This is a genomic window from Pedobacter planticolens (assembly GCF_014172375.1).
GTDB lineage: Bacteria > Bacteroidota > Bacteroidia > Sphingobacteriales > Sphingobacteriaceae > Pedobacter > Pedobacter planticolens.
In genome coordinates this window covers 1,079,114-1,104,636 of sequence record NZ_WNXD01000002.1, presented here as the reverse complement: position 1 = coordinate 1,104,636, position 25,523 = coordinate 1,079,114, and the positions used below count along the sequence as shown (strand labels likewise).

The following is a 25,523-nucleotide window of genomic DNA, read 5'->3' as shown; positions in this document are numbered from 1 at the left end:
TATAAAAATTCGATGAAAGACAAGGTAAAAGCAGAAATGCAAGTTGTGGCGGGTAACATTAGAAAAGTAAGGGAATTTCGAAATTACACGCAAGATTATTTAGCGGCAAAGTTAGAAATATCGCAAAATGCGTATAGCAAAATTGAATTGGGTTATACTAAAATCACTTTAGATCGGCTTTTTCATATCGCCTTAATTTTAGAGGTGGAAGTAACTCAGCTCTTGTATTTTAATCAAGATAAATTTGAAAGATTAGGTCCATTTGCATAGCAATTTTTCAACATTAAGTGGTTTTCAATTAAATTCAGAATAACTTGCGGTATAATTTTTCTTTATGCAGCATATCATCGATCAAACCATCAACTTTGTTAAAATTACTTTGGTTAATGCAGAAACTGGACACGATTGGTTTCACATTGAACGCGTTTATAAAACTGCACAAACTATTAATGCTACCGAAAAAGGCGATGAATTGATTGTTGCTTTAGCAGCTTTATTACATGATATTGCCGATAGCAAATTTAACAATGGTGATGAAGAAATTGGCCCACAAAAAGCTGGTGAATTCTTAAAAAGTATTGGTTTAGAAAATGAAATCATCCACCATGTGCAAGAAATTATTAGAAATCTATCTTATAAAGCAAGTTTAGGAGAAATCTCTTTTAAATCTAAAGAATTAGATATTGTGCAAGATGCAGACCGATTAGATGCGATTGGCGCCATCGGCATTGCCAGAGCTTTTACCTACGGCGGTTATAAAAACAGGGTTTTGTACGATCCTGAAGTTAAACCGAACCTTAATATGAGTAAGGAAGAATATAAAAATACTACTGCGCCAACATTAAATCACTTTTACGAGAAGTTACTTTTACTAAAAGATTTGATGAAGACCAGTGCAGGAAAAGCTATGGCAGAACAACGTCATCAGTTTATGCTTACCTATTTAGAGCAATTTTACGCCGAATGGGAAGGCAAATTATAAAAAACAGATGAGCGAAAATTTAACATTACAACTCTCTTCAACTTAATTTATTCCTTGTAAATTAGCCTTATGAAGTTAAGCGTACTTGTTTTAATTACTGCTCTTGCCGTTGGGCTTTCTATCGGCTTGGTTAATTACCACTTTCAGGGCAGTTGGTATTATCTATTAATCTCCTTTGGAATTTCCTTCGTTACCAGTTTTTTAGTGTTCTATTATCTGATGGAGAAATATATTTACACTAAAATTAAGCTTATTTACAAACTTATTCACAATTTAAAACTTGGCAAAGATTTAAAAGAAGCCATAGGTGAGTATAAAAGTTCTGATCCAATTGGTGATGTTGAGCAAGAGGTGAAAGAATGGGCTGGCGCTAAAAAACGTGAGATTGATCTACTAAAAAAACAAGAACAATTTAGACGAGAATTTTTATCAAATGTATCTCACGAGTTTAAAACTCCACTTTTTGCTATTCAAGGATATATAGAAACTTTACAAGATTGTTTAGTTGATGATCCAGAAATGGCAGTTAAATTTCTTAAAAAAGCAGAAAAGAATGTAGAACGACTAAGTTATCTAATTAATGATTTAGATTCTATTTCTAAACTAGAAACTGGAGAAATCCCTATCAATTTCGAGAAATTTGATTTCGTAGTTTTAGCTAAGGAAGTAATGGACAGTTTAGAAGATCGAGCATTAACACATAAAATTAAACTATCGTTTAAAGATAAATATACTGCACCAACCTTTGTTTATGCCGACAAAGAAAAAATAAGGCAAGTGATGATTAATCTAATTCAGAACTCTATTAAATATGGCAATGAAAACGGCGCTACGGATATTAAAATTTTCGAATTGCATGATCAATTTTTAATTGAAGTAACTGATGATGGTATTGGTATTGAAGAAAAACATTTAACTCGTTTATTTGAACGTTTTTATAGAATTGATTCACACAGATCTCGTCAAGAAGGTGGCACAGGATTAGGCCTAGCCATTGTAAAGCATATTTTAGAAGCGCATCAACAAACTATTTCAGTTCGTAGCACACCATACATAGGCACAACCTTTGCCTTTACTCTGCAAAAAAGCAATTAATTTTATTAAAATAGTTCAACTACTTAACATTAACTTAACATTGTAACTTTAGCTTTGCACCATATTTAATTTAATATGAATAGTATTTTTACCTTCTTTACACCTAAAGACAAAAAATTTCAACCTCTTTTTGAGCAAGCTGGAGCAAATGTTTTAAAAATTGCTGAAGCGCTTTTAATTGTTGTTACTACGAATGATTTAGAAAGAAGAAAGGAAGCCATTAAGGAAGTTGAACGACTTGAACATGTTGGCGACGACATTACACACACCATTTTTATCGAGTTAAGTAAAAACTTTATCACTCCTTTTGATAGAGAAGATATTCACTCTTTAGCAAGTGCTATTGATGATGTTGCAGATTATATCCACGCATCTGCAGGAAATATTGAGCTTTATAATGTAACCAACATTGGTGATGCAATGGTAAAACTAGCAGAGCTTTTAGTAGAAATGTGTGGTGACCTTGAAAAAGCAATCAAAGAATTAAGAAGCTTTAAAAATATCCGCGTTATTGCAGATGCTTGTGTTAGAATTAACAGTGCCGAAAATCAGGCAGATTACGTTTGTAATTTAGCGATTGCCCGCTTATTCGAATTTGAAACTAACGCAATAGAATTGATTAAACAAAAAGAGATTTTACAAACATTAGAAATCGCTACCGATAAATGTGAAGACGCAGCGAATGTATTGGAATCTATTTTGGTTAAAAACGCTTAAAAAACATGACTTTAACCCTACTTTTTGTTATCATCGTATTAGCCTTAATTTTCGACTATATTAATGGTTTTCATGATGCTGCAAATGCAATTGCGACTATTGTAGCGACAAAGGTATTAACACCTTTTCAAGCTGTACTTTGGGCAGCATTTTTTAACTTTTTAGCCTATTGGGTTTTTGGTTTTGGTGTGGCAGACACTGTTGCAAAAACAGCGAACACCATGGAAATTAACTTGGTGGTTATTTTGTCTGGGGTTATTGCCGCCATTATCTGGAATTTATTAACGTGGTGGTTTGGTATTCCTTCAAGTTCATCACATACTTTAATTGGTGGTTTTGCTGGTGCTGCAATTGCACATGCTGGTTTTAACGTAGTAAACTGGTATAAAGAAGGTAAAGCAGGAGAAATGCCAACAGGTGTTTTGGTAATTATTGGTTTTATTGTTTTAGCACCCGTAATTGGAGCTATTATTTCTTATTCCATTTCCATTTGGCTTTTACATTCATCTAAAAAGAGCATCTGGCCAAAAATATTTACACTTTCTTTAATTATAGTTACGGTTGTATTTATTTATAACCAAATGCTGTTTTATAGTGAGATTAAACATCCAAGATTCGAATCTCATTTTTTAAGTGTGATGTTAGAATCTCATAACATTAAATGGTTATTGGTTGCCTTTATCGTTTTATCGGTTAGTTTCTTTTGTTTAATATTTAGCAGCCTTAATCAATCACAATCTACTGCTTGGTTAAGAAAAATGCAATTATTATCATCTGCATCTTTTAGTTTAGGTCATGGTGGTAACGACTCGCAAAAGGTAATGGGTATTATCGCGGCGGCAGTTGTTGTTTATATTCATACTAGCGGAGTAGATATGTCTGCATTACCATCATGGTTACATGTAGCACTTCCATCAAAAGGAGCAAACGGAGAAGAAATAGCTGGGCACATGCCAAGTTGGATTCCTTTAGCCTGTTACAGTGCAATTGCTGCAGGAACATTAAGTGGTGGTTGGAAAATTGTAAAAACAATGGGCTCTAAAATAACTAAAGTAACTGCTTTTGAAGGCGTAACGGCAGAAACTGCTGGTGCATTAACGTTATATTTTACAGAACATTTAAAAATCCCAGTAAGCACAACACACACCATTACGGGTTCTATTATTGGTTCTGGCTTAACAAAAGGTGTTTCTGCTGTAAAATGGGGAGTAACTGTAAAACTGATTTGGGCTTGGGTATTAACTATCCCAGTATCTGCAGTTTTAGCAGCGTTAATTTATTATTTGTTAAGCGCTTTTATACACTAGCAATTCGCTTTCATTTGTTGCGCAACTACAATCGCATTTTGATCGTTGCTTTCTATTAAATGCTCAATAATCTGTGCCTGATTTACTGCTGAATGATTTTGGCTTAATTTAAACACGCTATTAATTTCCTCCACTTGTATTTCAAAACCGCTAATTGCTTTTAGGTTTTTCTCAATGTAGGCATCATCCATTTTATGAAAAGCAGCTGGACTTTTTGCTGGATCCTCATAACTATTTGTTAAGTGTTTAATCACTTCCCTAGTTTCATCATTATTCATTAATCGGATTTTCCCTTTGGCCTGTACCGAACTGTAATTCCAAGTAGAGGCAACTGCCGGATTTTCATAAACCGAAGCACTCACATACACATGTGCTCCAGCAAAAAGCGCTAAAACATTATCATTTTTGGCATACGCCTGATAGTGATCCGTCTTTTTCATGATATGACCAACCAGACGAGTACCTTTTTCATCTTGATACACATGAACAGGAATTTGTGTCGCAACTGGATAAACACCATCGTAACCAATTAATGTAATAAAAGAATGCGCTTGCATAAATGCCAATACTTTAGCAGCATCCTTTTCTTCAAAATAAGGGGCTTTGTACATATTATAAATTTGAAATAAATAGGAGTATTTAAAACTTAATAACTACCTGCATGGCAGTAGGTGCATTTGCAGGCACTATCCAATTCGGTCCGGCATTAACTAAACGAATAGCTTCTTCGTTTTCTGCGGAAGTTAAACCTCGAACTATTTTAATCCCGCTAGGCCGCCCATTTAACACATCAAAACTAAGCGTTACCGATTTATCCGACACTCCTTCTTTAAATAATCGGTTATTGTTTTTAAGATACTGCTCAAAACTTTCCCATCCGCCTTCTGGTAATGGTGTAGATTTTATCGTAGTAACCGATGCACCCAACGCCTGTTTTTTTGCTTGTCTAGCACCATAACCTGTAACTATAACTTCACTTAAGGCCTTATCATCTTGCTGTAATTCTACATTAACATCTTGATTTGCATCAACCGTTATATTTTTAGTCACAAAACCTAAATAAGCAACCGAAACCTGATTATTCTTACTAACACCATCTATTGGAAGCGTAAATTCTCCTTTACCATTAGTAGTTGTACTCGCTTTTCCATTTGCTAATCTAACAGCAGCTCCAGGGATAGGCAATCCATCACTTTGTGAAACTACTTTACCATTAATTGATTTAGCGTTAGCAGAACTAACTTGCATACCAGCAACCCTACCTTGCAAAGCCGAAACTACAACTGCTTTACTTTCTTGTTCTTTTTTTTCTGCCTGCAGTGCTTTAGCAACGCTTTCTTGTTTAGCATCAGCTTGAATAACTACTTGTGCTAAAACAGGTTCTTCCGCTACTGGGGCAGCGGTAGCAATTGTTGGTTTTTCAGCAACTGCTGGAATATTATTTTTCGCTTTACGATTTACCTTTGCAACAGCAACAGCCTTATCAACATCCAAATTTAATGGTGGTACTGGCTTAAGCTCTGCATTTGGCTTTACTTCTGGCGCAACTTTTACCTGTACATTTTTTGGTGCGTTATTATTTATTTTCTGACGAAAATCTTCCTTCATCCAAAATAAAACACTTGCTGTAACAAATAATACCGCAGCCGCAGCGGCTATACTTAAACGTTGCGAAGTAATTGTCCAACGTTTTTTCTCTATAGGTTTTTGCGCAACACGCTCTTGTAATTGTTTTTGCAACAGCGATAAAGATTGACTTCGTCTCGGCGATTGACTTAAGCCCGCCAATGCTTCAGCCACAAAAGGATCTTCGAGCGAAAGTCGCTCTACCTTATACATAGTTTTGGCATCAAGCTTACCATCAAGGTAATCTTCCAACACATCAATATCTAACCACTCGTTATAGCTCACTGTTTTTCTCTATACAAATTTTCAAATTCCTCTTCCCATTTTGGATATAACTCTTCACCTTAAGCATATCGTAACCTGTCATTTCTGCAACTTCCTTATAACATTTCTCTTGCAAATAAAACAAATCTACACTTTTACGTTGCTCTTCAGGTAAGGTTTCCATGCACTTTTCCATCACAGTTAACTGCGTTTCTTTTGCGTCGTCTATATCCAGATGCACAAAATCACCATTTTCCACAAAATTATCTTCCATAGCAACAGTCGGATTCTTTGCAGATTTACGCAATGCCATCAAACAATGATTACGAGCCAATACATGCAACCAGCTCTTAAAGTTTTGCACCTCATGCATTTTCAACTTCGTTACCAACTCCTCAAAAATTTGCATCACCGCATCCTTGCTTTGCTCTTCATCCTTAAAATAATTAAAGCAAACCCCAAAAACCAAATGCATGTATTTATTGTAGAGCGTACCCAATACCTCTAAATCACCACTTTTTTTATAAGCGATTAGGAGCGCAGAATCATCCTGTTCATTAATCTTAGCGGTGTTTTTTATAAACTTCAAATTGGGTATTCGGCTAAATGTTGTTCAAGTATAAAAAATATTTTCCGATAAGGATATGGAAATCTGATAAACCTTACATCTCCTATTAAAACCAAAACTCATGAAAAAATTATTGATACCCATTTTGGCTCTCCTTATCCTAGTCGGATTTAAAGCCGCTACCATCAGAACTATTACAGGCGTAGTAGTTGACAATACTGATAATCTTGCCATACCAGGTGTAAGTATAAAAAGTTTGCCCAGCAATAAAACAGCAAGCACAAATAAAACTGGTAAATTTTCTATCAGCATACCAGAAACTGATACCAAACTAGTGGTCTCATTCATAGGTTATGAAACGCAAACCATAAAATTGGGCAAAGCCGATAACTTAACCATTAAACTTAAAGCCGATGCAAAAGCACTAAGTGAAGTTGTTATAGTTGGAGCAGCAGCGCAAGCTCAACGAAAAGAAGAATTAGCTTACAATGCCGTAACAAAATCTAAGCAACAAGTGTACGGTTTACAAGGACGAGTTGCAGGAATGCAAATAATGAGCGCACCTAATTACGAAACCGAAAGCTATGCTGGAGTAAACGAAAACGGTTTTAAAAACCCACTAAAAGATGCGCTTTCTACCTTTTCTATTGATGTAGATGCAGCCTCTTATAGCAACATCCGCAGGTTTATTAATAACGGAAGCTTGCCTCCAAAAGATGCAGTTCGTATAGAAGAAATGATTAATTATTTCGATTACAACTACACACAACCAACTGGCAATGATCCTGTAAATATTCAAACAGAATTAGCTCCAGCACCTTGGAACCCTCAACACAGATTAGTACAAATCGGGCTAAAAGCAAAAACTATTTCAACGGAAAATCTTCCAGCATCTAACCTTGTGTTTTTAATAGATGTTTCTGGCTCAATGAATAGCGCCAACAAACTTCCCTTATTAGTTTCATCCTTAAAATTATTAACAGACCAACTGCGAGATAAAGATAAAGTTGCAATTGTAGTGTACGCTGGTCAATCTGGTTTGGTGTTGCCTTCTACCAGTGGCGATGCAAAAGCAAGTATAAAAGATGCCTTAAATAAATTAAGTGCTGGCGGTTCTACTGCTGGTGGCGCTGGTTTGCAATTGGCATACAAAGTTGCGGGCGAAAACTTTATAAAAGGCGGTAACAACCGAATAATTTTAGCTACCGATGGCGATTTTAATGTAGGCGTAAGTAGTGATAATGAAATGGAACGCTTAATTGAAGATAAACGCAAAAGCGGGATATTTTTAACCGTATTAGGTTACGGAATGGGTAATTATAAAGACAGCAAAATGGAAATTCTAGCCAACAAAGGAAACGGAAACTATGCTTACATCGATAATATTAACGAAGCCAGAAAAGTATTGGTAAACGAATTTGGCGGAACCTTATTTACTGTTGCCAAAGATGTGAAATTGCAGATAGAATTTAATCCTGCAAAAGTACAAGCCTACCGATTAATTGGTTACGAAAACAGAATGTTAAAGGATGAAGACTTTAATGATGATAAGAAAGATGCTGGCGAAATGGGTTCTGGACATACTGTAACCGCTTTGTATGAAATTATCCCCGTTGGTGTAAAAAGTTCTTTTGCAAACAAAGTTGATGATTTGAAGTATCAAAAAACTACAAAAGCTGCCAACACTTACACAGGTGATGAAATGCTAACCATTAAATTGCGCTACAAATTACCAGATCAAAACACTAGTAAAAGCATACAAAAATCTATCAACGATAATCAGAGTGCGAGTACAAGTGTAAACTTTAGATTTGCCGCCGCTATCGCCGAGTTTGGTATGCTCCTTCGTCAATCTGAGTACAAACAAAATAGCAGTTTTACACAGGTAATCGCGTTAGCAGAGGGTGCTATGGGCAAAGATAAAGAAGGGTATCGTTCAGAGTTTTTACGATTAGCAAAATCTGCTCAATTAATGGCAAAAGATTTGCTTAGTATTGTCGAAGTAGAAAACGGTAGCGAACAAATCATCAAATAAACGCTGATTTAGGTAATCTATTCCGTTTCAATTAGACATTAACTTATGGAAAAGATGAAAAAAATCAGCCTATACTTTACTGCATTAGTGGTAATTTGTTTAAGCAGTTGTGATGTGCAAAGTCAGAATAAAATTGGCAACATTTTAAAGCAAATACCTACGGGTGGTACGCCAACAACGCTAGAAATTGGACAAGGCATTAAGCAAGCTTTAGAGATTGGAACATCGCAAGGTGCAGATCGACTTTCTGCTAAGGATGGTTTCTTAGGTAATTTGGCGGTTAAAATTTTGTTTCCGCCAGAAGCGCAAAAAGTAGAAAAAACGCTACGTAGTGTGGGTTTAAATTCGCTAGCAGATAATGTAATTTTAAGTATTAACCGTGCTGCCGAAGATGCTGCTAAAGAAGCAAAACCGATTTTCCTATCAGCCATTAAACAAATGACTATTGCCGATGCAACCAATATTTTATTAGGCAATAAAAATTCTGCTACAGAATATTTTAAACGTGTAACTACAGCACAGCTGATGGAAAAATTTAGACCAGTAATTACTACAAGTTTAAGTAAAGTTGGCGCCACCAAATATTGGGGCGATGCAGCATTAGCCTATAATAAATTACCATTGGTAAAACCTGTTAACACAGATTTATCTGCCTATGTTGCGCAAAAAGCAATTGATGGCATGTTTATACAAGTTGCACAAGAAGAATTAAAAATTAGAGATAACATTGGCGCCCGTAGCACTGGTTTATTGCAAAAAGTATTTGGCTATGCCGATACAAAGAAATAACTAACACCATTGTTAATTTGTGGATAAATTTCTATCGGATTAAAACCAAATAGTTGCTAGCTTGTTCTATCAAAAAAGAGGATTAATTAACGATAAAAAAGTCCTGTGAACGGGTAATCCGTGAAGGGCAGGCACACCATAAATAAACAAGTTTAACATGTTTTATGAAAGGCTTTTCGAGTTAATCGAAAAGCCTTTTTTATGCCCAATCTTTATAAACAACAACTTAGAGTAGTAAACAAACAGGGTACAAGTTTTTGCCCCAAGGTTTGCTTCATGTTAAAGTAATATTAATACCACTATAAGTCCGTAGTGAGTCCGCATTATTACATAAAAATGCGGACTTGATGCGGACTCACTACGGACTTACTATTAATATGACCTAAACTTTATGTTCACATAAACATCACTAACACACTCGTCTTTGCGAAGGAGGTTCTTCACCGACTGTGGCAATCTCCTTCCTAATAAGTTATAAAACCACTTCGTGCCTCGCAAAGACGCGATCGTAAGAAAAACCCCATATTTGCTTTTCGCTTTAATTTAAGGTAATTTACACGCAATATTTACAACACAAAACATTGGATTTCAAAGATTTTAATTTCAACCCCGATCTTTTAGAGGGTTTACTGGCAATGGGTTTTAAAAACGCAACGCCTATACAACAACAAGCCATTCCGCTTATTTTAGCTAAAAAAGATTTAATTGCATGTGCACAAACGGGTACCGGAAAAACGGGTGCTTTTTTGTTGCCGATAATGAATTTGCTTACTCAAAAACACGAACGTCATAACGAAGTACTCATTTTAACACCCACTAGAGAATTAGCACAGCAGATAGATTTGCAGGTGGAAGCGCTTTCGTATTTTACCAATATCAGTTCATTAACAGTATATGGTGGCGGCGATGGCATTGCTTACGAACAGCAAAAACGATCTATGCGTGAAGGTGTTGATATTATTATTGCTACACCAGGAAGGTTAATTTCTCATCTATCATCTGGTTTATTAAAGATGGATAAATTAGAATATTTAGTGTTAGATGAAGCCGATAGAATGCTAGACATGGGTTTTTACGAGGACATTATGAAAATTGTTGGATACTTACCACAAGAACGTCAAACAGTAATGTTTTCGGCTACCATGCCACCAAAAATTAGAAAGCTGGCAGCGACGTTATTAAAAGATCCTGAGCAAATAAGTTTAGCCATCTCTAAACCTGCCGAAGGTATTAACCAACAGGTTTATTTAATACACGATGATCAAAAAGTTCCTTTGCTAACAGAAATGCTTAAATCGGCTACGTATAAACGCATTATTGTTTTTGCAGGGCGAAAAGAGAAAGTAAAAGAACTGGGCAAGCTTTTTAAAAGAATAGGGTTAAAAGCTGCTGCTTTCCATAGTGATTTAGAACAAAAAGAACGCGAAGCGATAATGCTAGATTTTAAAAATAGCAAACTCGATGTTTTAATTGGTACTGATGTTTTAAGTCGTGGTATTGATGTTACAGGTATTGATTTGGTAATTAATTACGATGCGCCACAAGATCCTGAAGATTATATTCATAGAATTGGACGTACAGCTAGAGCAGAAACCACAGGAACTGCAATTACTTTAGTTAACAATAAAGACAAACGCAAACTGGCTAACATTGAGAAATTAATTGAACGCCAAATTGATAGAATGCCTTTGCCAGCAACTATAGGTGAAGCACCTAAAGATGAACCTGCTACCGCAAGTGATAAGCCTTATATTAAGAAAAAGAAGTTTTTTAAGAAGAAGCCGAAGCCTAGCGTTTAGATTTGACTAAACATTAAGGAATTAAGAATTATTAAGTCTTCACTTATCTTAATTCCTTAATGGTAAAATAAAGCTTGGCTGAAGTTGTTTAAACCAAATTTCTGTTCAATTCTTCAATATTATTACTTGATTATTTTCTTAAGAAGATTAAAGATAATAGGCGGTGTAAAGTTTTTAACTGCACTTGTTAGCTTTGGTACTAATGTTTTTGGAGGGGCTATGTCCTTAGGTTTTCCTTTTCGATTTACAAATAAGGTGCTGTGTTCGCCCTCATTTAATTCACTAGCGGGGCGCCCGTTGGTATAATAATATAAAGCAATCGATTTCCTACTACGATCTGGCGGACAGGTAAGTGGATCAGGATGCCCATGATAAGAGAAATCTGTAGTAGAAAAAATTGCAACACGATTAAATATTGGCAATAATTTTCTTTGCGCACTAACCATGTTTTCATCCCAAAGTTCAAAGAAACCGCCATAGCTTTCTTCCCAATCCTTGTTCAAATAAACCAATAGATTTATTCTCCTATCTAAACCCGTTTTATTGTGCTTGTTAAAATCCGCATGGATTTTCAAATATCCACCAGGCTTAATTTCATGATATCCACCTCCATAAAAATAAGGATCCGGCAATAAAGTCTCTGTTATTCCTGTAAGTTCTTGCAAAAATTCGAGAATTGGTTGAGAATTGAGGTAATGGCAAATCAATTTTGTATACTCCCCGAAATCTGCTTCACCTTTTGTCCCTAATTTTTTTTCATTAAGATTATTAAAAACATTAATCTCACTTTTAGTCGAAAGGTCTGGGAATTCATTTAATACTTTAGACAAAAATTCTTCTTCAAAAAAATCATCTATCACAATGTTCGGAAAAGGTTTTGCATTCGCGTATTCTTTATGCTTTTCTTTCGCAAACTGTTGTAGATCGACAATCTTTTTATTCAGATAAACCATAGTTGAGTAGTTGATAACCAAAAATAATACTATTTGTCAGTTTTAAATTATTTTAGTCAATTTCTTTATCAGTGATTTTTTAAGAACAAGATTTGATAAGGCAGATAATAAAATTACTACCTTTAACTTATGCAAAACCTACCGCCATTAGCCGAACGGATGCGTCCTCAGAATTTGGACGAATATGTGGGACAAAAGCATTTGGTGGGTCCAGATGCAGTTTTGCGCAAGGCGATAGAAAGCGGACAATTGCCGTCTATGATTTTTTGGGGGCCTCCCGGAGTTGGTAAAACTACTTTAGCTTACATTATTTCTCAAAGTTTAGACAGACCATTTTTTAACCTAAGCGCCATTAATTCGGGTGTTAAAGATATAAGAGATGTAATTGATAAAGCCGCAGCATTAAAAGACAGTTTTTTAGGTTTACCTATTTTATTTATTGATGAGATTCACCGGTTTAGTAAAAGTCAACAGGACAGTTTGCTTGGTGCTGTTGAACGTGGTTTGGTTACATTAATTGGTGCTACTACCGAAAACCCAAGTTTCGAAGTTATATCAGCTTTGCTATCGCGATGCCAAGTTTATATTTTACAAGCTTTAAACGAAGATGAGTTAGTAGGTTTACTACAAACTGCCCTTAAAAAAGATGTGATTTTAAAAGAGAAGAACATCAACATAAAAGAACATGAAGCTTTAATTCGTTTATCTGGTGGCGATGCTCGTAAATTATTAAACGTTTTAGAAATTGCGGTTAACGGAATTGGCGGCAATAAAATTGAATTAACTAATGAAAATGTCCTCGCCCATGCGCAACAGAATTTAGCGTTGTATGACAAAGCTGGCGAGCAACATTACGATATTATTTCAGCGTTTATTAAATCTATCCGCGGCAGCGACCCAAATGCAGCTGTATATTGGTTAGCACGAATGATTGAAGGTGGCGAAGATCCTTTATTTATTGCTCGCAGGTTGTTAATCTTATCGTCAGAAGACATCGGCAACGCCAACCCAAATGCGTTATTGTTAGCAAATAATTGTTTTACGGCAGTAAATGTAATTGGTTATCCCGAAGCTCGAATAATACTTTCACAATGCGTAACTTACTTGGCATCAAGCGTTAAAAGCAATGCTAGTTATGAAGCTATAAATAAAGCACAGGCTTTAGTGAAACAAACGGGCAATTTGCCAGTCCCATTACATATTCGCAATGCGCCAACAAAGTTGATGAAGAAGATTGGGTATGGAAAAGATTATCAATATTCGCATAGTTATGAGGGAAATTTCTCTCCTCAAGAATATATGCCTGATGAATTGAGCGGCACAAAATTATATGATCCGGGTAAAAATCCGGCAGAAGAAAAACTGAGAGAAAAACTAAAACAGAATTGGAAAAACAAATACAACTATTAATATGCTATCAACTTTTTTAAACCACCAATGGAAAGATTTTTGGCGCAGCCGAAATAAGGCTGGCAGTATTGCCGCAAATATTCTGCTTGGTTTTTTTATGCTCTACTTTTTAGTCGTTGCAATTGGTGTAGGCTTTTGGATGGCAATGATTATTGGCAAAGCTTTTCCAGGGCAAAATGTAATTACCGTTTTTAATGGTTTTATTTTGTACTATTTCTTGTTCGATCTTGCCATTCGCACACAAATGCAAGAACTCCCAACCTTAAGTATCGTACCTTATTTGCATCTTAATATTCCTAAGAAAACGATTGTTAATTTCTTAAATATTAAATCGCTGTTTTCATTCTTCAATCTATTACCACTATTTATTTTTATTCCTTTTAGTGTTATCAAAATTGGCGCAACATACGGTGCAATCACTTCATTAATGTATGTGTTGTCTATTATTTCACTTATCGTTTTTAATAATTATTTGGTTTTATACTTAAAGCGTAAATCCATTAATAATTTTATCTATTTCATTTGTATAATAGGTTTTGTTGCGGTATTGGCTGGTTTAGATTATTTTAAAATTATTTCGGTGAGGAATGCATCGAACTTCATATTTGTAGCAATTGCAAAATATCCTTTTTTAGCATTAGTTTTCACATTGGCAGCAGGGCTGATATTTGTCCTTAACTCGAAATATTTGCGGGCTAATTTATATACCGAAGAATTAAGCACAAAGGATGATAAGAAAGTAAGCACAGATTATGCTTTCCTTAATCGTTTTGGAAGAGTTGGAGAATTAGCTGCATTAGAATTGAAATTAATTCTTCGCCATAAACGCTCAAGAGGCTCCATTTTAATGGGTTTTGCCTTTTTAGCCTACGGTTTTATTTTCTATAAAGACAAAATGATTGCAAATGATGATTTTGGTAAAATGCTTTTTGCTGCTGTATTCATGACGGGGATTTCTATTATATCTTACGGTCAGTTTATGTTTGCTTGGCAAAGCACCCACTTTGATGGACTTTTGGTAAATAAAATTGATTTCAAGAATTTCATTAAAGCTAAATTCTTACTCTTTACCATAAGTTGTACTATTATTACTGTATTAGCTAGTTTTTATGGCTTTATGAGTTATAAATTGCTATTGCTTCATTTAGCAGCCTATTTATATAACATCGGCTTTGCCACAGTAATTGTATTATATTTTGCTACACTGAACTATAAACGATTAGATATTACCAAAAGTGCAAGTTTTAATTGGCAAGGTGTAGGTGCCACACAGTGGATTTTAGGATTGCCTTTTATTTTAATTCCAATACTTATTTATGTGCCTTTCGGTATAATGAATAAACCTTATTATGGTTTGGCCGCAATTGGCTTATTTGGGTTAATTACTCTTTTAATGCGCAATTTTTGGATTAATCTACTCGTTAAAAGATTTGAAAAACAACGTTATAAAATAGCCGAAGGCTTTAGAGAATAATATATGTTAACATTTAAAAACTTAAAAAAAACTTACGGAGGTAGAACCGTAGTAGACATCAATAACCTAAACATTCGCTCTGGCGAAACCATTGGTTTGGTTGGAAATAATGGTGCTGGTAAAACTACTCTTTTCAGAATGTTGCTGGATTTAATTAGGCCGGATAGCGGCGAAGTATTATCTAAAGATCAAAATGTAGCGCAGAACGATCATTGGAAAGATTATACAGCTTCTTACTTAGATGAAGGTTTTTTAATCGACTATTTAACCCCCGAAGAATATTTCACCTTTATTGGAAGTTTGCATAACTTAAGTGTGGCGCATGTTGTGGATTATTTAAGACAGTATGAGGAGTTTTTTAATGGGGAAATTCTAAATCGTGGTAAGTACATTAGAGATTTTTCTAAAGGAAATCAGAATAAAGTTGGTATTGCCGCAGCATTGATGCAAAAACCAGAGCTTTTAGTATTGGATGAACCTTTCGCTAATCTAGATCCTACCACTCAGATTAGACTGAAAAGTTTAATTAAATCGTTAAAACAAACACATCGTTTAACTACTTTAATCTCTAGTCACGATTTAAACCATGTAACTGATGTTTGCGATCGCATCATTTTATTAGAAAAAGGACTAATCATAAAAGATTTCCATACCGATGAAAATTCATTAAAAGAATTGGAAGCTTATTTCTCTGAATAGATTATTGTAACAATTGTATAGTATTATGGTCAATTTGATGCCCAATTTGTGGAATCAAATTGACCATTTGTTTTTACAGCAATCATTTTAAATTGTTTATCCCAATAAGTTAAAACACAGTAAATCAACTTATAAAATATTAATTCCATTTAATTTTAAAGCGAAGCTGGAATTGGCATCACCTTTGAATAAGTCATTTTATTAAATTAAAACATGACTAAAATGATGACTTCAAAATTCAAAATAGCAACATTAAGTATTGCCTTATCATTAGGCGCAATGACTTTTCAAAGTTGTGACAGTTTAACTAACACACAAAAAGGCGCTGGTATTGGTGCTGCTGCTGGTGGTGTAATTGGAGGTATAATTGGTAAAAAAGCGGGTAATACTGCTGTTGGCGCTATCATTGGTGCTGCAGTTGGTGGTACTGCTGGTGGTTTTATCGGTAAACGTATGGATAAACAAGCTGCCGAGATACAAACTGCAATTCCAAATGCAGAAGTTATTCGTGAGGGAGAAGGTATTATTGTAAAGTTTGATAGTGGTATTTTATTCGACTTCGATAAGTTTGCATTAAAAGATGCTGCTAAAACTAATATTCAATCTTTAGCTAGTTCATTAAACCAATATCCAGGTACTGATATTAAAGTTATTGGTCACACTGATAGCCGTGGTACTGAACAATATAACATGGGTTTATCTGAAAAAAGAGCTGCTGCTGTAAAAGCGTATGCTGTTTCGCAAGGTGTACCATCATCTCGTTTAATTACTATTGGTAAAGGTTTTGCAGAACCAATTGCAGATAATGCAACTGATGCTGGTAGAGCTGCTAACCGTAGAGTTGAGATTGTAATTGTTGCAAATGATCAATTGAAAAAAGAAGCTGCTGCTCAAGGCAAATAAGCTAAAAATTTATATCTACCTATATAAACGTAAAACCCTGTTGTATTAATTTACTTCAGGGTTTTTAGGTTTAAAAGTTTCTCTAACATTAAGAAGTTAAGGAAATTTAAGCTTTACTTTTCTTAATTCCTTAATGGTGATTAGTTAAATACTAAGAATAAATATCTTCGAAATAAGTAATAGCGAGCCCTTTAAGCAATAATTCTTGTTCCATTAAAGCATAGGATGGAATTGGTTTAAGTAATTTCCAATGCGGCCATCCATCCTGATCTAACCCTTCTAGTTCGTAAAAACCCATTTCACTTAACAACCGACAGGTAGCAATATGCATTAATTCTTCCTTTTGTCTTTTGCTGTATTTGCCAGGCCCCTTGCCTAATTCTTGTACACCAATTAAAAATAAAATTACCTTTAGATCGGGCGTATCCGAATCAAATTCCTCTGCAATTTTTAGCTGTAAAGTTTTCCATTTGGCATGTATTTCTGCTGGCTTCATGTTGCAAATATACATTTATAGCAGCTTTATGACCTACAGATTAACGCACATATAAGTCAAATTTTTAGCTTTGTGTTATGAGCAGTAAAATCAATACTGGCCTTTTGGCTTATGGCATGTCTGGCAAGGTATTTCATGCCCCTTTTGTGAGTACACATCCTGGTTTCAACTTTGTTGCAGTTACCGAACGTAACCAAAAACAAGCGGTTAATGATTATCCATCAGTTAGTAGTTATAATAGTGTTGAAGAATTATTAGCTGATGGTTCCATTGAATTGGTGATTATCAACACTCCGAATTTTACACATTACGAGTATGCTAAACTGGCTTTACACGCTGGAAAACATATTTTAGTCGAAAAACCTTTTACGGCTACATCAGGGCAAGCTAAAGAATTATTTGCTTTAGCTAAAAGCGTAGGCAAAAAAGCATTGGTGTATCAAAATCGCAGATATGATAGTGGATTTAATGCTGTAAAGAAAATTATTGAAAGTGGCAAGCTTGGCAAATTGGTAGAAGTTCATTTTCGTTATGATCGATATAGAAATGAAATTAGTCCTAAGTTTTTTAAGGAAGAACCTTATCCCGCAAGTGGCTTATCCTATGATCTTGGTCCACATTTAGTAGATCAAGCTATTGCTTTGTTTGGTAAACCTAATAGCTACCACAAAGTATTAAGTAAAAATCGTGTTCACACAAAAGTGGATGATTATTTCGCTATACAATTAAGTTATCCGAACGATTTGAATGTGTTTTTAACTGCAAGTATGCTGGTTGCGGATATACAATCTGCATTTGTATTAAATGGGATGATGGGCTCTTTTAGTAAAAATCACGCCGATGTGCAGGAAGAACAGTTACTAAAAGGAATAAAACCTACTGCTGAAACTTACGGAATAGAAAATCCAGCAGATGCAGGAAAACTTACTTTAGTTACTGAAAATGGAGGCAGAAGTACCGAATTTATTCCATCAGAAAAAGGAGATTACACTGGTTTATTTGAAGCTGTTTACCAAAATATAGTGAACGATGTTCCTTATCCAATAACTGAGGAAGATATTATTACACAGCTAGAAATTTTAGAAAGCTAGACCAGGATTAATAAGATTTTAGGATTTGTAGGATTATTTCAAAAAACGCCCAAACGTAAAACTCACAACTTATAACGTACAACTTTTTTCCTACTTTTGAGCACCAACTATAAATACATGACAGATTACCAAATCGGTTCGGGGCAATTATCCTTAGCCGTTATTGAAACCATACTACAAGAAAAACAAAGCATTAAATTATCTGCTTTAGCAATTGAGCGAATTGAAAAATGCAGAAAATATTTAGACGATAAATTAAACACCAATGAAGATCCGATTTACGGGATTAATACTGGATTTGGCTATTTGCAAAATGTAAAAATTGAAGCCGAAAATCTTACCCAACTTCAGCATAATTTATTATTATCCCACGCTTGTGGAACAGGACAAGAAGTGCCTAAAGAAATAGTAAAACTGATGCTTTTACTAAAAATACAATCGTTAAGTTACGGCCATTCTGCTATTGCTTTAAGTACGGTTCAACGTTTGGTAGATTTTTACAATCATGATATTTTACCAGTAATTTATACACAAGGTTCGTTAGGTGCATCCGGCGATTTAGCTCCATTGGCACATTTAGCTTTACCCTTAATTGGCGAAGGCGAAGTTTGGTATCAGGATGAAAAAATCAGCAGTGCTGAATTAAATAAAAAATTAAATTGGGCGGCACTTACTTTACAAAGTAAAGAAGGCTTAGCTTTAATTAATGGCACTCAATTTATGAGCGCTTATGGTACTTTTTGTTTATTAAAAGCTCAAAAAATATCAGCATGGGCTGATGTAATTGCAGCCATTTCTATTGATGCATTTGATTGTAGAATTGATCCTTTTTTAAATTTAAGTCATGTGATTAGGCCTCACAAAGGGCAAATTGCAACGGCAAGTGCTATTAAAAATTGGTTGGAAGGAAGTGAATTAATAGCCAGAAAAGGCAAGCAAACGCAAGATCCTTATTCTTTCCGTTGTGTGCCACAGGTTCATGGCGCCAGCAAGGATAGCATCAATTATATTCAATCGGTTTTCGAAACAGAAATGAATTCGGTAACGGATAATCCTAATGTCTTTCCGGATGAAGATTTAATTATTTCTGCAGGGAATTTTCATGGTCAGCCGTTGGCATTAACCTTAGATTTTTTATGCTTGGCATTGGCCGAATTAGGTTCAATCTCCGAACGAAGAACTTTTCAATTAATTTCTGGAACTCGAGGGTTACCGCCATTCTTAGTGAAAAATGCTGGTTTAAATTCTGGATTAATGATTACACAATATACCGCAGCATCTATTGCAAGTGAAAATAAACAGTTGTGTACGCCAGCATCTGTTGATAGCATTGTAAGTAGCAACGGACAAGAAGATCACGTAAGTATGGGCGCAAATGCCGCAACAAAATGTCTTAGAGTGGTAGAGAATGTAGAACGAATTTTGGCTATAGAACTGTTAACAGGAAGCCAAGCACTAGAATTAAGATTACCAGAAAAATCATCGGTTAAAATTGAGAATTTGGTGAGTAAATATCGTGAACTTGTTTCTTTTAATGAGGCGGATCGGCTTTTGGCAAATGATATTAAAGCTAGTGTTTCGTTTATTAGAGGTACTAGTTTAACATAAATCGTCATTGCGATCTCGATTTTCATCGAGGGAAGCAATCTATCTAGCAGGAAAGATTGCTTCGTACCTCGCAATGACGAATTTGTAGTTTACTTTTTAAACATCTGATTTAAATTAACGGCAGGCATTTGCACTGTTGTTTGATCAGAGAAAGAGCCTTTGCAGTTATCAACCTTAGTGTTTTCCAATTTGACATCAGCTAAATCGAAAGTGTTTATGGTAAGGTTTTTAATTGATGTATTTTTATCCTCATAACTGCTAATCTCTATTTTACTCTTGCCATAAGCTGCAATAGATAAATTCTCATAAGAATTATTCTGTGTCTTAAAATCTGTACCATTTAGTTTGACAGTTAAAGATTTTACATCAACATTTGATAGGTATAAATTCTTTACCTCTTCCGTATTTATAGTTAAAGCCTTCAATGTTAAATCGTTCTGCAAACTAATTGAACCCGACTTTTTAACATTCAAGGTCAAAGAATCTAACTTTGCATCTAAATTTACAGTATTAGCATTAACAACAATTACTTGTTTAATGTTTGGCGCATAAACCCATATCGTGTTATAATTATTATTTTCTGGTCGTTTATTTTTAAAAGTAATTTGTAACTCCCCATTTGTATCAACATTAAAACTGATAAAGTCTTTTAGCTCTTTGGGAACTTTTACTCCAAATTTTTCATCTTTAATAATATTTACATAGATGCCCATTTTTTTGGCATCCGCAATATTTATTGATTCGAATGATGTAGCAATAGCTTTACTCTCCATGTTTTCTGTTGGAGTGCTAAAGTTTTCATCTTTACGTACAACATCTACAATGTCTCTATCACTACCTTCTTTATAATATACGCGAGAAATATAAATCATCCCCGTTAACGGAATAAGAATTAGTGCTAATGCAAACGTGATTAATATTTTATTACTTAGTTTCATGTTCTTAAGGATTAAAAGTTTCTTTAACAAAAGTGTTGTAGCGGCTTTCCAATTCATCAAACCCGATGTTTAGCAAATACACATTACGGAAAACAACAGGAAGTTCATCGTCCATAAATTGAGTTTTACGATAGCTTTTTACATTTGCTATTGCATCATCTGCTACAAAAAAACCAATGCCTCTTTTGTTATTAATTATATTTTTATTTTGAAGTAATTCGTAGGTACGCATTACTGTATTTGGGTTTACCTCTAGCTCTACAGCCATTTCCCTAACTGAAGGAACTTTCTCGTCTGTATTCCATTTGCCAAGCAAAATATGCTCGCAAACGTACTCTGCTATTTGAAGGTATATCGCCTTATTATCTCTAAATTCCATATCTATACCATTTAAAATTAAACCTGTTTTTCTTTAAGGCGCACATAAGTAATACTCCAAAAAATTAGTGTGAGTAAAACCAATAGAAGTGCAAGACATAGTTCTACATTGTCTTTTGCAGGACCATTGTTCCCCATTCTATTGATAAGCGTTCTATTATCAAATAATAACTTCCCAGATTTAAAAATAATTGCTGTCCAAATGCCAGAGAAAACCATTGCCGAAATAGTTGTTTTTATGTAATGGAACTTATTAAAATAAATAGAGCCTAATAAGAATATACTAGTTACAAAAAATGGAATAATGTATAATCCTTTATAAACATGAGGGCCATTTTTAGAAAAGAAATAAGCTAAATTATCAACAACTATTGCTACTGCACCTTGCGCATCTGTATAAGAAGTCCTAGTGGAACTACTATGATAAACACTTCTCAGTTTAGCTAAAAATGCTAAATCTGTTACATAAAATATAAATATAAAACTAACTGTACTTAATATGGCAGTAAAGAAAATACCAGTTAAAAACTTCTCAAAAGTTGATGCAGGTATCATTAAATCAATAATCGCCTTTGGCTTTTGCCCTAAGTGTGCAAAATAATTACTTGCAATAACGGTGATAAATAAGAAACCAAAAATTAAAAATAACGGCTCTCTAAAATTAAGTGCTCTCTCATAAAAAGGTTTTGTTTCTGCAATATATCCCCATAGTGAAAAACTATAAAAGGTAACAATTACTCCGAGTGCAACCGCTAAAGTAATTAAGTAAATTTTGCCAAATTCTAGCCATTGTCTCTTCAACAAAAGACCAAAACGTTGTATGTTAAATGTATTGTTCATGTCTGTTTAAGATTTAGTTAAAAATTGGTTTTAATTTATTTTTCTCTGCCAATACCGCGTTAAATAGCAACTCTAAATCAAGTTTACTATCTTCTTGATGAAAGTTTTGCATTACTGCATTATAACCAGCTAAAGAAGGCTCAGCATAAATTACTTTATCATCTAGTTCTTTTACCCGTTTAAAGCAAAGTCTATTGGTAATTTCTTCTACCGATGCTTTTAAGGCTACGCTATTTTCATCGAGCATAATTACGGTATCAATTAAATTATCTAAATCTCGCACTTGGTGTGTTGAAATGATAATACAACGATCTTCCGTTAAAGCCGATGCCATAATTTTACGAAATTGCGCTTTTGAAGGAATGTCTAAACCATTGGTCGGCTCATCCATTATAACCAATTTAGCTTGTGTGGCTAAGCCAAAGGCGATGATCACTTTTTTCTTCTGACCATAAGACATATCGATCAATTTTTGGGTTACTGGAATATCAAATTCTGCTAGTAAGGCCGTAAAGTACGGATGATCAAAGTTTGGATAAAAAGCTGCATTTGCTTTTACAAATGCATCAATTTTAATGGATGGCAAATAAAATTCCTCTGGAATAAAACAGATTTCTGTTAATAACGCAGGTTGACGCTTTGAAGGATCGTAACCCATAACGTCCATTGATCCGCTGTCTGCGTAAACCAATCCCGCTATATTTTTTAATAAGGTTGATTTACCAGCGCCATTTTTTCCCAACAATCCATAAATATGTCCAGTGCTTAATTGCATGCTCATATTTTTGAACAACAGTTGATTTTTGCGGTAACCAAAATTAAGGTTGTTAATTTTTATCATATTCTACTGTATTAGTTAAATAATACACTAAAGTATAATGTTATTTTGAAACCACCAAATTATTTTTGAAATTATTTTTGGTTGATGGCTAATGGTTGATAGCTAATAGCTTATTCTGATGTATTAGCGCATGAAAAAGCCGCAGATTCGCTGATTAAAAAAGTCTGCAACTCTGCGGCTACTATTTATTTCTGTCGGTGAGACACCAACCGATAGATCAATCTTTTAAATAGAGATCCTTCGCTGCGCTCTGGATGACAAAGCCGACCCAATGAACAATTGAACTAATGAACCAATGAACTATAGCAACGGAACGCTAATTCCAAAACTCACGTTACGTCCAGCATTATAAATCCCGGCAGGTTTATATCTACTTAAATGGTTGTAATATAGTTTATCAGTTAAATTTTGTCCGGTAATCCATAAATTGATTTTACCATTTTTAACTTTTACAGAAGTTCCAACACCAGCATCTAATAACGTATAACCATTTGTTTCAGTCTCGAAACTATCAAAGCGATTTTGTTTAAACACATTGGTTAAACCAACTTTGATAAAACTATCTTTCAATCCTTTAATGGTTGGCTCGAAACGTAGCTCATTATTTAAACTTGCTGCCGGAATAAATGGTAAAGCAGTACTACTTGCAAGATTGGTACCTTTTACATAAGCGAAAGTATTTTCGAAATGCAAGGCTTTAACTAAATGAAAATCTATTGAAGCCTCGCCACCCAACAATTCTGCATCTGTTTGCACATAACGGTACAATGGCAGTGTAGTTGTACTACCATCTTCTTCTAAAAAGGGATGAGTTTCGTTATTAAAGTTACCTGGATAAATATAATTGTAAATACGATTGCTGTATGCATTTAAGCCAACCGTAACTTTTTCTGCACTGTATTCTAATCCTAAATCGAATTGCAAACTGGTTTCTTGTTTTAAATTGCTATTACCAATTTCATATCTAAATGTACCTTCATGACGACCATTTGCTCCCAACTCTGCAATGTTTGGTGCTCTAAATCCCGAACCTGCATTTCCTTTTAAATTTAAGTTTTTAGCAATTTCAAATGCAAAGCCGATTGATCCAGATACGTTAGAAAACTTGTTATTGAATGCGGTAAAAACTTGGTTTCCATCGGCAATCAAATCATCACCATCAATGTTCTTATAATCGTAACGGATACCTGCGTTTAGTGCACCTTTATCAAAATTGCGTTTCAAATAGGCAAACGCACCGATATTATCACTTACATAATCAGGTATTAAAAACTCATCTCCACTGTTTACATTCGTTTGATGCATTCCTTGCACACCAATTGTTGGCTCCCAAACACCAGCATTTGCAAAAGAATATTTTACATCATACGTATAAGAATTCAGCCCTAAATTTAAACCTGGTTCAGTTGCACTTTCTTCAAACTCTTTACGAATGTTTCGCTGAAAAGCCAACGTAGTTTTCAATTGTCCGCCACCTAAAAGGATGTTACTATTTAAGGCAGCACGATAATGGTTAATGTTTTGAAAAGGAAGATCAAGTTTTCTGGTTTGTGCTTCACTATTAGTAATTACAGCTCCATTTTCATCTTCATAATCGCCATTGGCATTTGGTCCATTTTCTACCAAACCAACATTCGTATTAAACCTTGATAAACTTAAATGAGCATAGCCCCAAGTTTTATTTAAACCCAACATTCCGCTGAAGTTAGTTTCGTTAAAGCCAGAATTTGGCACCGTGTGATCTTTGTAGCTAAAGCCATACGCATTTTTATACGATACACGTCCACGATACACAAAACCATCGGTATTGCATTGCAACATTAAAGAAGATGCTGTTAAGCCATTGTTTGTACCATAACTCGTGGTAAAATTTCCATTAAATTCTCCAGGCGCAGGCACTAAATCATCTATAATATTAATTACTCCGCCTAAGGCATCAGAACCATACAATAAACTTGCTGGACCTTTTAAAACTTCAATTCTATTGGCCGAAAACTGATCTACTTCAACTCCATGTTCATCTCCCCATTGTTGAGCTTCTTCTCTTGCACCATCAACAATAGTTAACACACGGTTATAACCCAACCCTCTAATAGATGGTTTTGAAATTGCACCACCAGTTGTAACTTGAGAAATACCGGGTAATTTGGCAATTGCATCTATAATATTTGTACCCGCAGCCTGCGCTAATTTTTCTCTATTTACAGAAACTACAGCTAAACTGTTTGTTTTATTATTTGAGCTATAGGGCGTTCCGGTAATTACCACCTCAGCACTTTCTATTACAGATTGCTCTAATGCAAACGTGAGTTGATTGTTCGCAGCTAAATCTACCTGCTTTGATGTTGTTTTATAACCCACATATCTTACCTCAACTAAAAACTTTCCTTTAGCTGGGATATTTCTAAATGTAAATTCGCCGTTGGCGTTTGTAGTGGTGGTTGTTTTTAAATCCGAAATATAAATTGTAGCACCAGAAAGTGGTTCATTAGTAGTAGCATCGGTAACCTTTCCTATAACTTCTGTTAATTCAGTTGCCAAAACTGGTATCGTAAAACAGGCAAATAGTACAACCATTAATAGGCGTATCTTGTTCATAATAATATATTTTAAGGATAAACAGCATATTAGCCTTGGCTAAAATCTATTCATCAAAACGTGATTAAACAATAATTTTTTTCTTCCGTCCCCCTGAATTTTTCAGTCGCTT

General features: G+C 34.7%; 24 protein-coding genes. 14 read left to right on the top strand and 10 right to left on the bottom strand.

Annotation, left to right across the window (positions count from 1 at the left end):
- The first annotated feature begins 12 nt into the window (after nt 1-12).
- The 5 genes from GM921_RS13580 (at nt 13) to GM921_RS13560 (ending at nt 4,101) form a co-directional block, all read left to right on the top strand.
- Nucleotides 13-270 (top strand): helix-turn-helix domain-containing protein, encoded by a 258-nt coding sequence (locus tag GM921_RS13580; RefSeq protein WP_182923177.1) that lies wholly within the window; start codon nt 13-15, stop codon nt 268-270.
- Between the two features lie 64 nt (nt 271-334).
- Nucleotides 335-982, top strand: a complete 648-nt coding sequence (locus GM921_RS13575) for an HD domain-containing protein (RefSeq protein WP_182923176.1) — start codon at nt 335-337, stop codon at nt 980-982.
- Between the two features lie 69 nt (nt 983-1,051).
- Nucleotides 1,052-2,077 (top strand): sensor histidine kinase, encoded by a 1,026-nt coding sequence (locus tag GM921_RS13570; protein ID WP_182923175.1) that lies wholly within the window; start codon nt 1,052-1,054, stop codon nt 2,075-2,077.
- Nucleotides 2,078-2,152: 75 nt separating this feature from the next.
- The gene (locus GM921_RS13565) at nt 2,153-2,794 is read left to right on the top strand and encodes a DUF47 domain-containing protein (protein ID WP_182923174.1); all 642 of its coding nucleotides are present in this window, start codon (nt 2,153-2,155) and stop codon (nt 2,792-2,794) included.
- A gap of 5 nt (nt 2,795-2,799) precedes the next feature.
- Nucleotides 2,800-4,101, top strand: coding sequence for an inorganic phosphate transporter (locus GM921_RS13560; RefSeq protein ID WP_182923173.1), 1,302 nt, complete (start codon nt 2,800-2,802; stop codon nt 4,099-4,101).
- Here the strand turns inward: GM921_RS13560 and GM921_RS13555 are convergent.
- Genes GM921_RS13555 through GM921_RS13545 form a run of 3 tightly spaced genes read right to left on the bottom strand, consistent with a single transcriptional unit; the run spans nt 4,098 to nt 6,580 of the window.
- Nucleotides 4,098-4,712, bottom strand: coding sequence for an FMN-binding negative transcriptional regulator (locus GM921_RS13555; RefSeq protein WP_182923172.1), 615 nt, complete (start codon nt 4,710-4,712; stop codon nt 4,098-4,100). The genes GM921_RS13560 and GM921_RS13555 overlap by 4 nt on opposite strands.
- A 28-nt stretch (nt 4,713-4,740) precedes the next feature.
- The gene (locus tag GM921_RS17575) at nt 4,741-6,012 is read right to left on the bottom strand and encodes a carboxypeptidase-like regulatory domain-containing protein (protein WP_182923171.1); all 1,272 of its coding nucleotides are present in this window, start codon (nt 6,010-6,012) and stop codon (nt 4,741-4,743) included.
- Nucleotides 6,002-6,580, bottom strand: a complete 579-nt coding sequence (locus tag GM921_RS13545) for an RNA polymerase sigma factor (protein WP_182923170.1) — start codon at nt 6,578-6,580, stop codon at nt 6,002-6,004. Before GM921_RS13545 ends, GM921_RS17575 begins: the two co-directional genes overlap by 11 nt.
- A 100-nt stretch (nt 6,581-6,680) precedes the next feature.
- On the opposite strand from GM921_RS13545, the gene GM921_RS13540 reads away from it, so the two are divergent.
- The 3 genes from GM921_RS13540 to GM921_RS13530 all read left to right on the top strand — a co-directional run bounded on the left by GM921_RS13540 (nt 6,681) and on the right by GM921_RS13530 (nt 11,182).
- Nucleotides 6,681-8,594, top strand: a complete 1,914-nt coding sequence (locus GM921_RS13540) for a vWA domain-containing protein (RefSeq protein ID WP_182923169.1) — start codon at nt 6,681-6,683, stop codon at nt 8,592-8,594.
- 54 nt (nt 8,595-8,648) lie between these two features.
- The gene (locus GM921_RS13535; RefSeq protein ID WP_182923935.1) at nt 8,649-9,383 is read left to right on the top strand and encodes a DUF4197 domain-containing protein; all 735 of its coding nucleotides are present in this window, start codon (nt 8,649-8,651) and stop codon (nt 9,381-9,383) included.
- 581 nt (nt 9,384-9,964) lie between these two features.
- Nucleotides 9,965-11,182: a DEAD/DEAH box helicase gene (locus GM921_RS13530; protein WP_182923168.1), complete on the top strand. Its 1,218-nt coding sequence runs from the start codon at nt 9,965-9,967 to the stop codon at nt 11,180-11,182.
- Between the two features lie 122 nt (nt 11,183-11,304).
- Here the strand turns inward: GM921_RS13530 and GM921_RS13525 are convergent, their stop codons facing one another.
- Nucleotides 11,305-12,135, bottom strand: a complete 831-nt coding sequence (locus GM921_RS13525; protein ID WP_182923167.1) for a 2OG-Fe(II) oxygenase — start codon at nt 12,133-12,135, stop codon at nt 11,305-11,307.
- A 129-nt stretch (nt 12,136-12,264) separates the two neighbouring features.
- On the opposite strand from GM921_RS13525, the gene GM921_RS13520 reads away from it, so the two are divergent.
- The 4 genes from GM921_RS13520 (at nt 12,265) to GM921_RS13505 (ending at nt 16,621) form a co-directional block, all read left to right on the top strand.
- A complete protein-coding gene (locus GM921_RS13520) occupies nt 12,265-13,545 on the top strand; it encodes a replication-associated recombination protein A (RefSeq protein ID WP_182923166.1) in 1,281 nt (426 codons plus the stop codon).
- Between the two features lies 1 nt (nt 13,546).
- Nucleotides 13,547-15,019, top strand: a complete 1,473-nt coding sequence (locus GM921_RS13515) for a DUF5687 family protein (RefSeq protein ID WP_182923165.1) — start codon at nt 13,547-13,549, stop codon at nt 15,017-15,019.
- Between the two features lie 3 nt (nt 15,020-15,022).
- On the top strand, nt 15,023-15,718 hold the full coding sequence (locus tag GM921_RS13510) for an ABC transporter ATP-binding protein (RefSeq protein WP_182923164.1): 696 nt from the start codon (nt 15,023-15,025) through the stop codon (nt 15,716-15,718).
- Between the two features lie 222 nt (nt 15,719-15,940).
- Entirely contained in the window at nt 15,941-16,621 is a 681-nt protein-coding gene (locus tag GM921_RS13505; RefSeq protein ID WP_182923163.1) for an OmpA family protein, read from the top strand.
- Nucleotides 16,622-16,772: 151 nt separating this feature from the next.
- Here GM921_RS13505 and GM921_RS13500 read toward each other — a convergent pair whose 3' ends face one another.
- A complete protein-coding gene (locus tag GM921_RS13500) occupies nt 16,773-17,117 on the bottom strand; it encodes a hypothetical protein (RefSeq protein ID WP_182923162.1) in 345 nt (114 codons plus the stop codon).
- A 77-nt stretch (nt 17,118-17,194) separates the two neighbouring features.
- Between GM921_RS13500 and GM921_RS13495 the strand changes: the two genes are divergently transcribed.
- Together GM921_RS13495 and hutH are read left to right on the top strand one after the other, a co-directional pair.
- The gene (locus GM921_RS13495) at nt 17,195-18,208 is read left to right on the top strand and encodes a Gfo/Idh/MocA family oxidoreductase (protein WP_182923161.1); all 1,014 of its coding nucleotides are present in this window, start codon (nt 17,195-17,197) and stop codon (nt 18,206-18,208) included.
- Between the two features lie 117 nt (nt 18,209-18,325).
- Nucleotides 18,326-19,816, top strand: a complete 1,491-nt coding sequence (gene hutH / locus GM921_RS13490) for a histidine ammonia-lyase (RefSeq protein ID WP_182923160.1) — start codon at nt 18,326-18,328, stop codon at nt 19,814-19,816.
- Between the two features lie 89 nt (nt 19,817-19,905).
- Here the strand turns inward: hutH and GM921_RS13485 are convergent, their stop codons facing one another.
- The 5 genes from GM921_RS13485 to GM921_RS13465 form a co-directional block, all read right to left on the bottom strand.
- Nucleotides 19,906-20,754 carry a GIN domain-containing protein gene (locus GM921_RS13485; RefSeq protein ID WP_182923159.1) on the bottom strand — a complete coding sequence of 283 codons (849 nt, stop codon included), beginning with the start codon at nt 20,752-20,754 and terminating at the stop codon, nt 19,906-19,908.
- 4 nt (nt 20,755-20,758) lie between these two features.
- Nucleotides 20,759-21,133: a GntR family transcriptional regulator gene (locus GM921_RS13480; RefSeq protein WP_182923158.1), complete on the bottom strand. Its 375-nt coding sequence runs from the start codon at nt 21,131-21,133 to the stop codon at nt 20,759-20,761.
- A gap of 17 nt (nt 21,134-21,150) precedes the next feature.
- Complete coding sequence (locus tag GM921_RS13475) at nt 21,151-21,972, bottom strand: hypothetical protein (RefSeq protein WP_182923157.1); 822 nt, start codon at nt 21,970-21,972, stop codon at nt 21,151-21,153.
- A 13-nt stretch (nt 21,973-21,985) separates the two neighbouring features.
- Nucleotides 21,986-22,813 carry an ABC transporter ATP-binding protein gene (locus tag GM921_RS13470; protein ID WP_182923156.1) on the bottom strand — a complete coding sequence of 276 codons (828 nt, stop codon included), beginning with the start codon at nt 22,811-22,813 and terminating at the stop codon, nt 21,986-21,988.
- A gap of 300 nt (nt 22,814-23,113) precedes the next feature.
- Complete coding sequence (locus GM921_RS13465; RefSeq protein ID WP_182923155.1) at nt 23,114-25,411, bottom strand: TonB-dependent receptor; 2,298 nt, start codon at nt 25,409-25,411, stop codon at nt 23,114-23,116.
- Nucleotides 25,412-25,523: the final 112 nt, after the last annotated feature.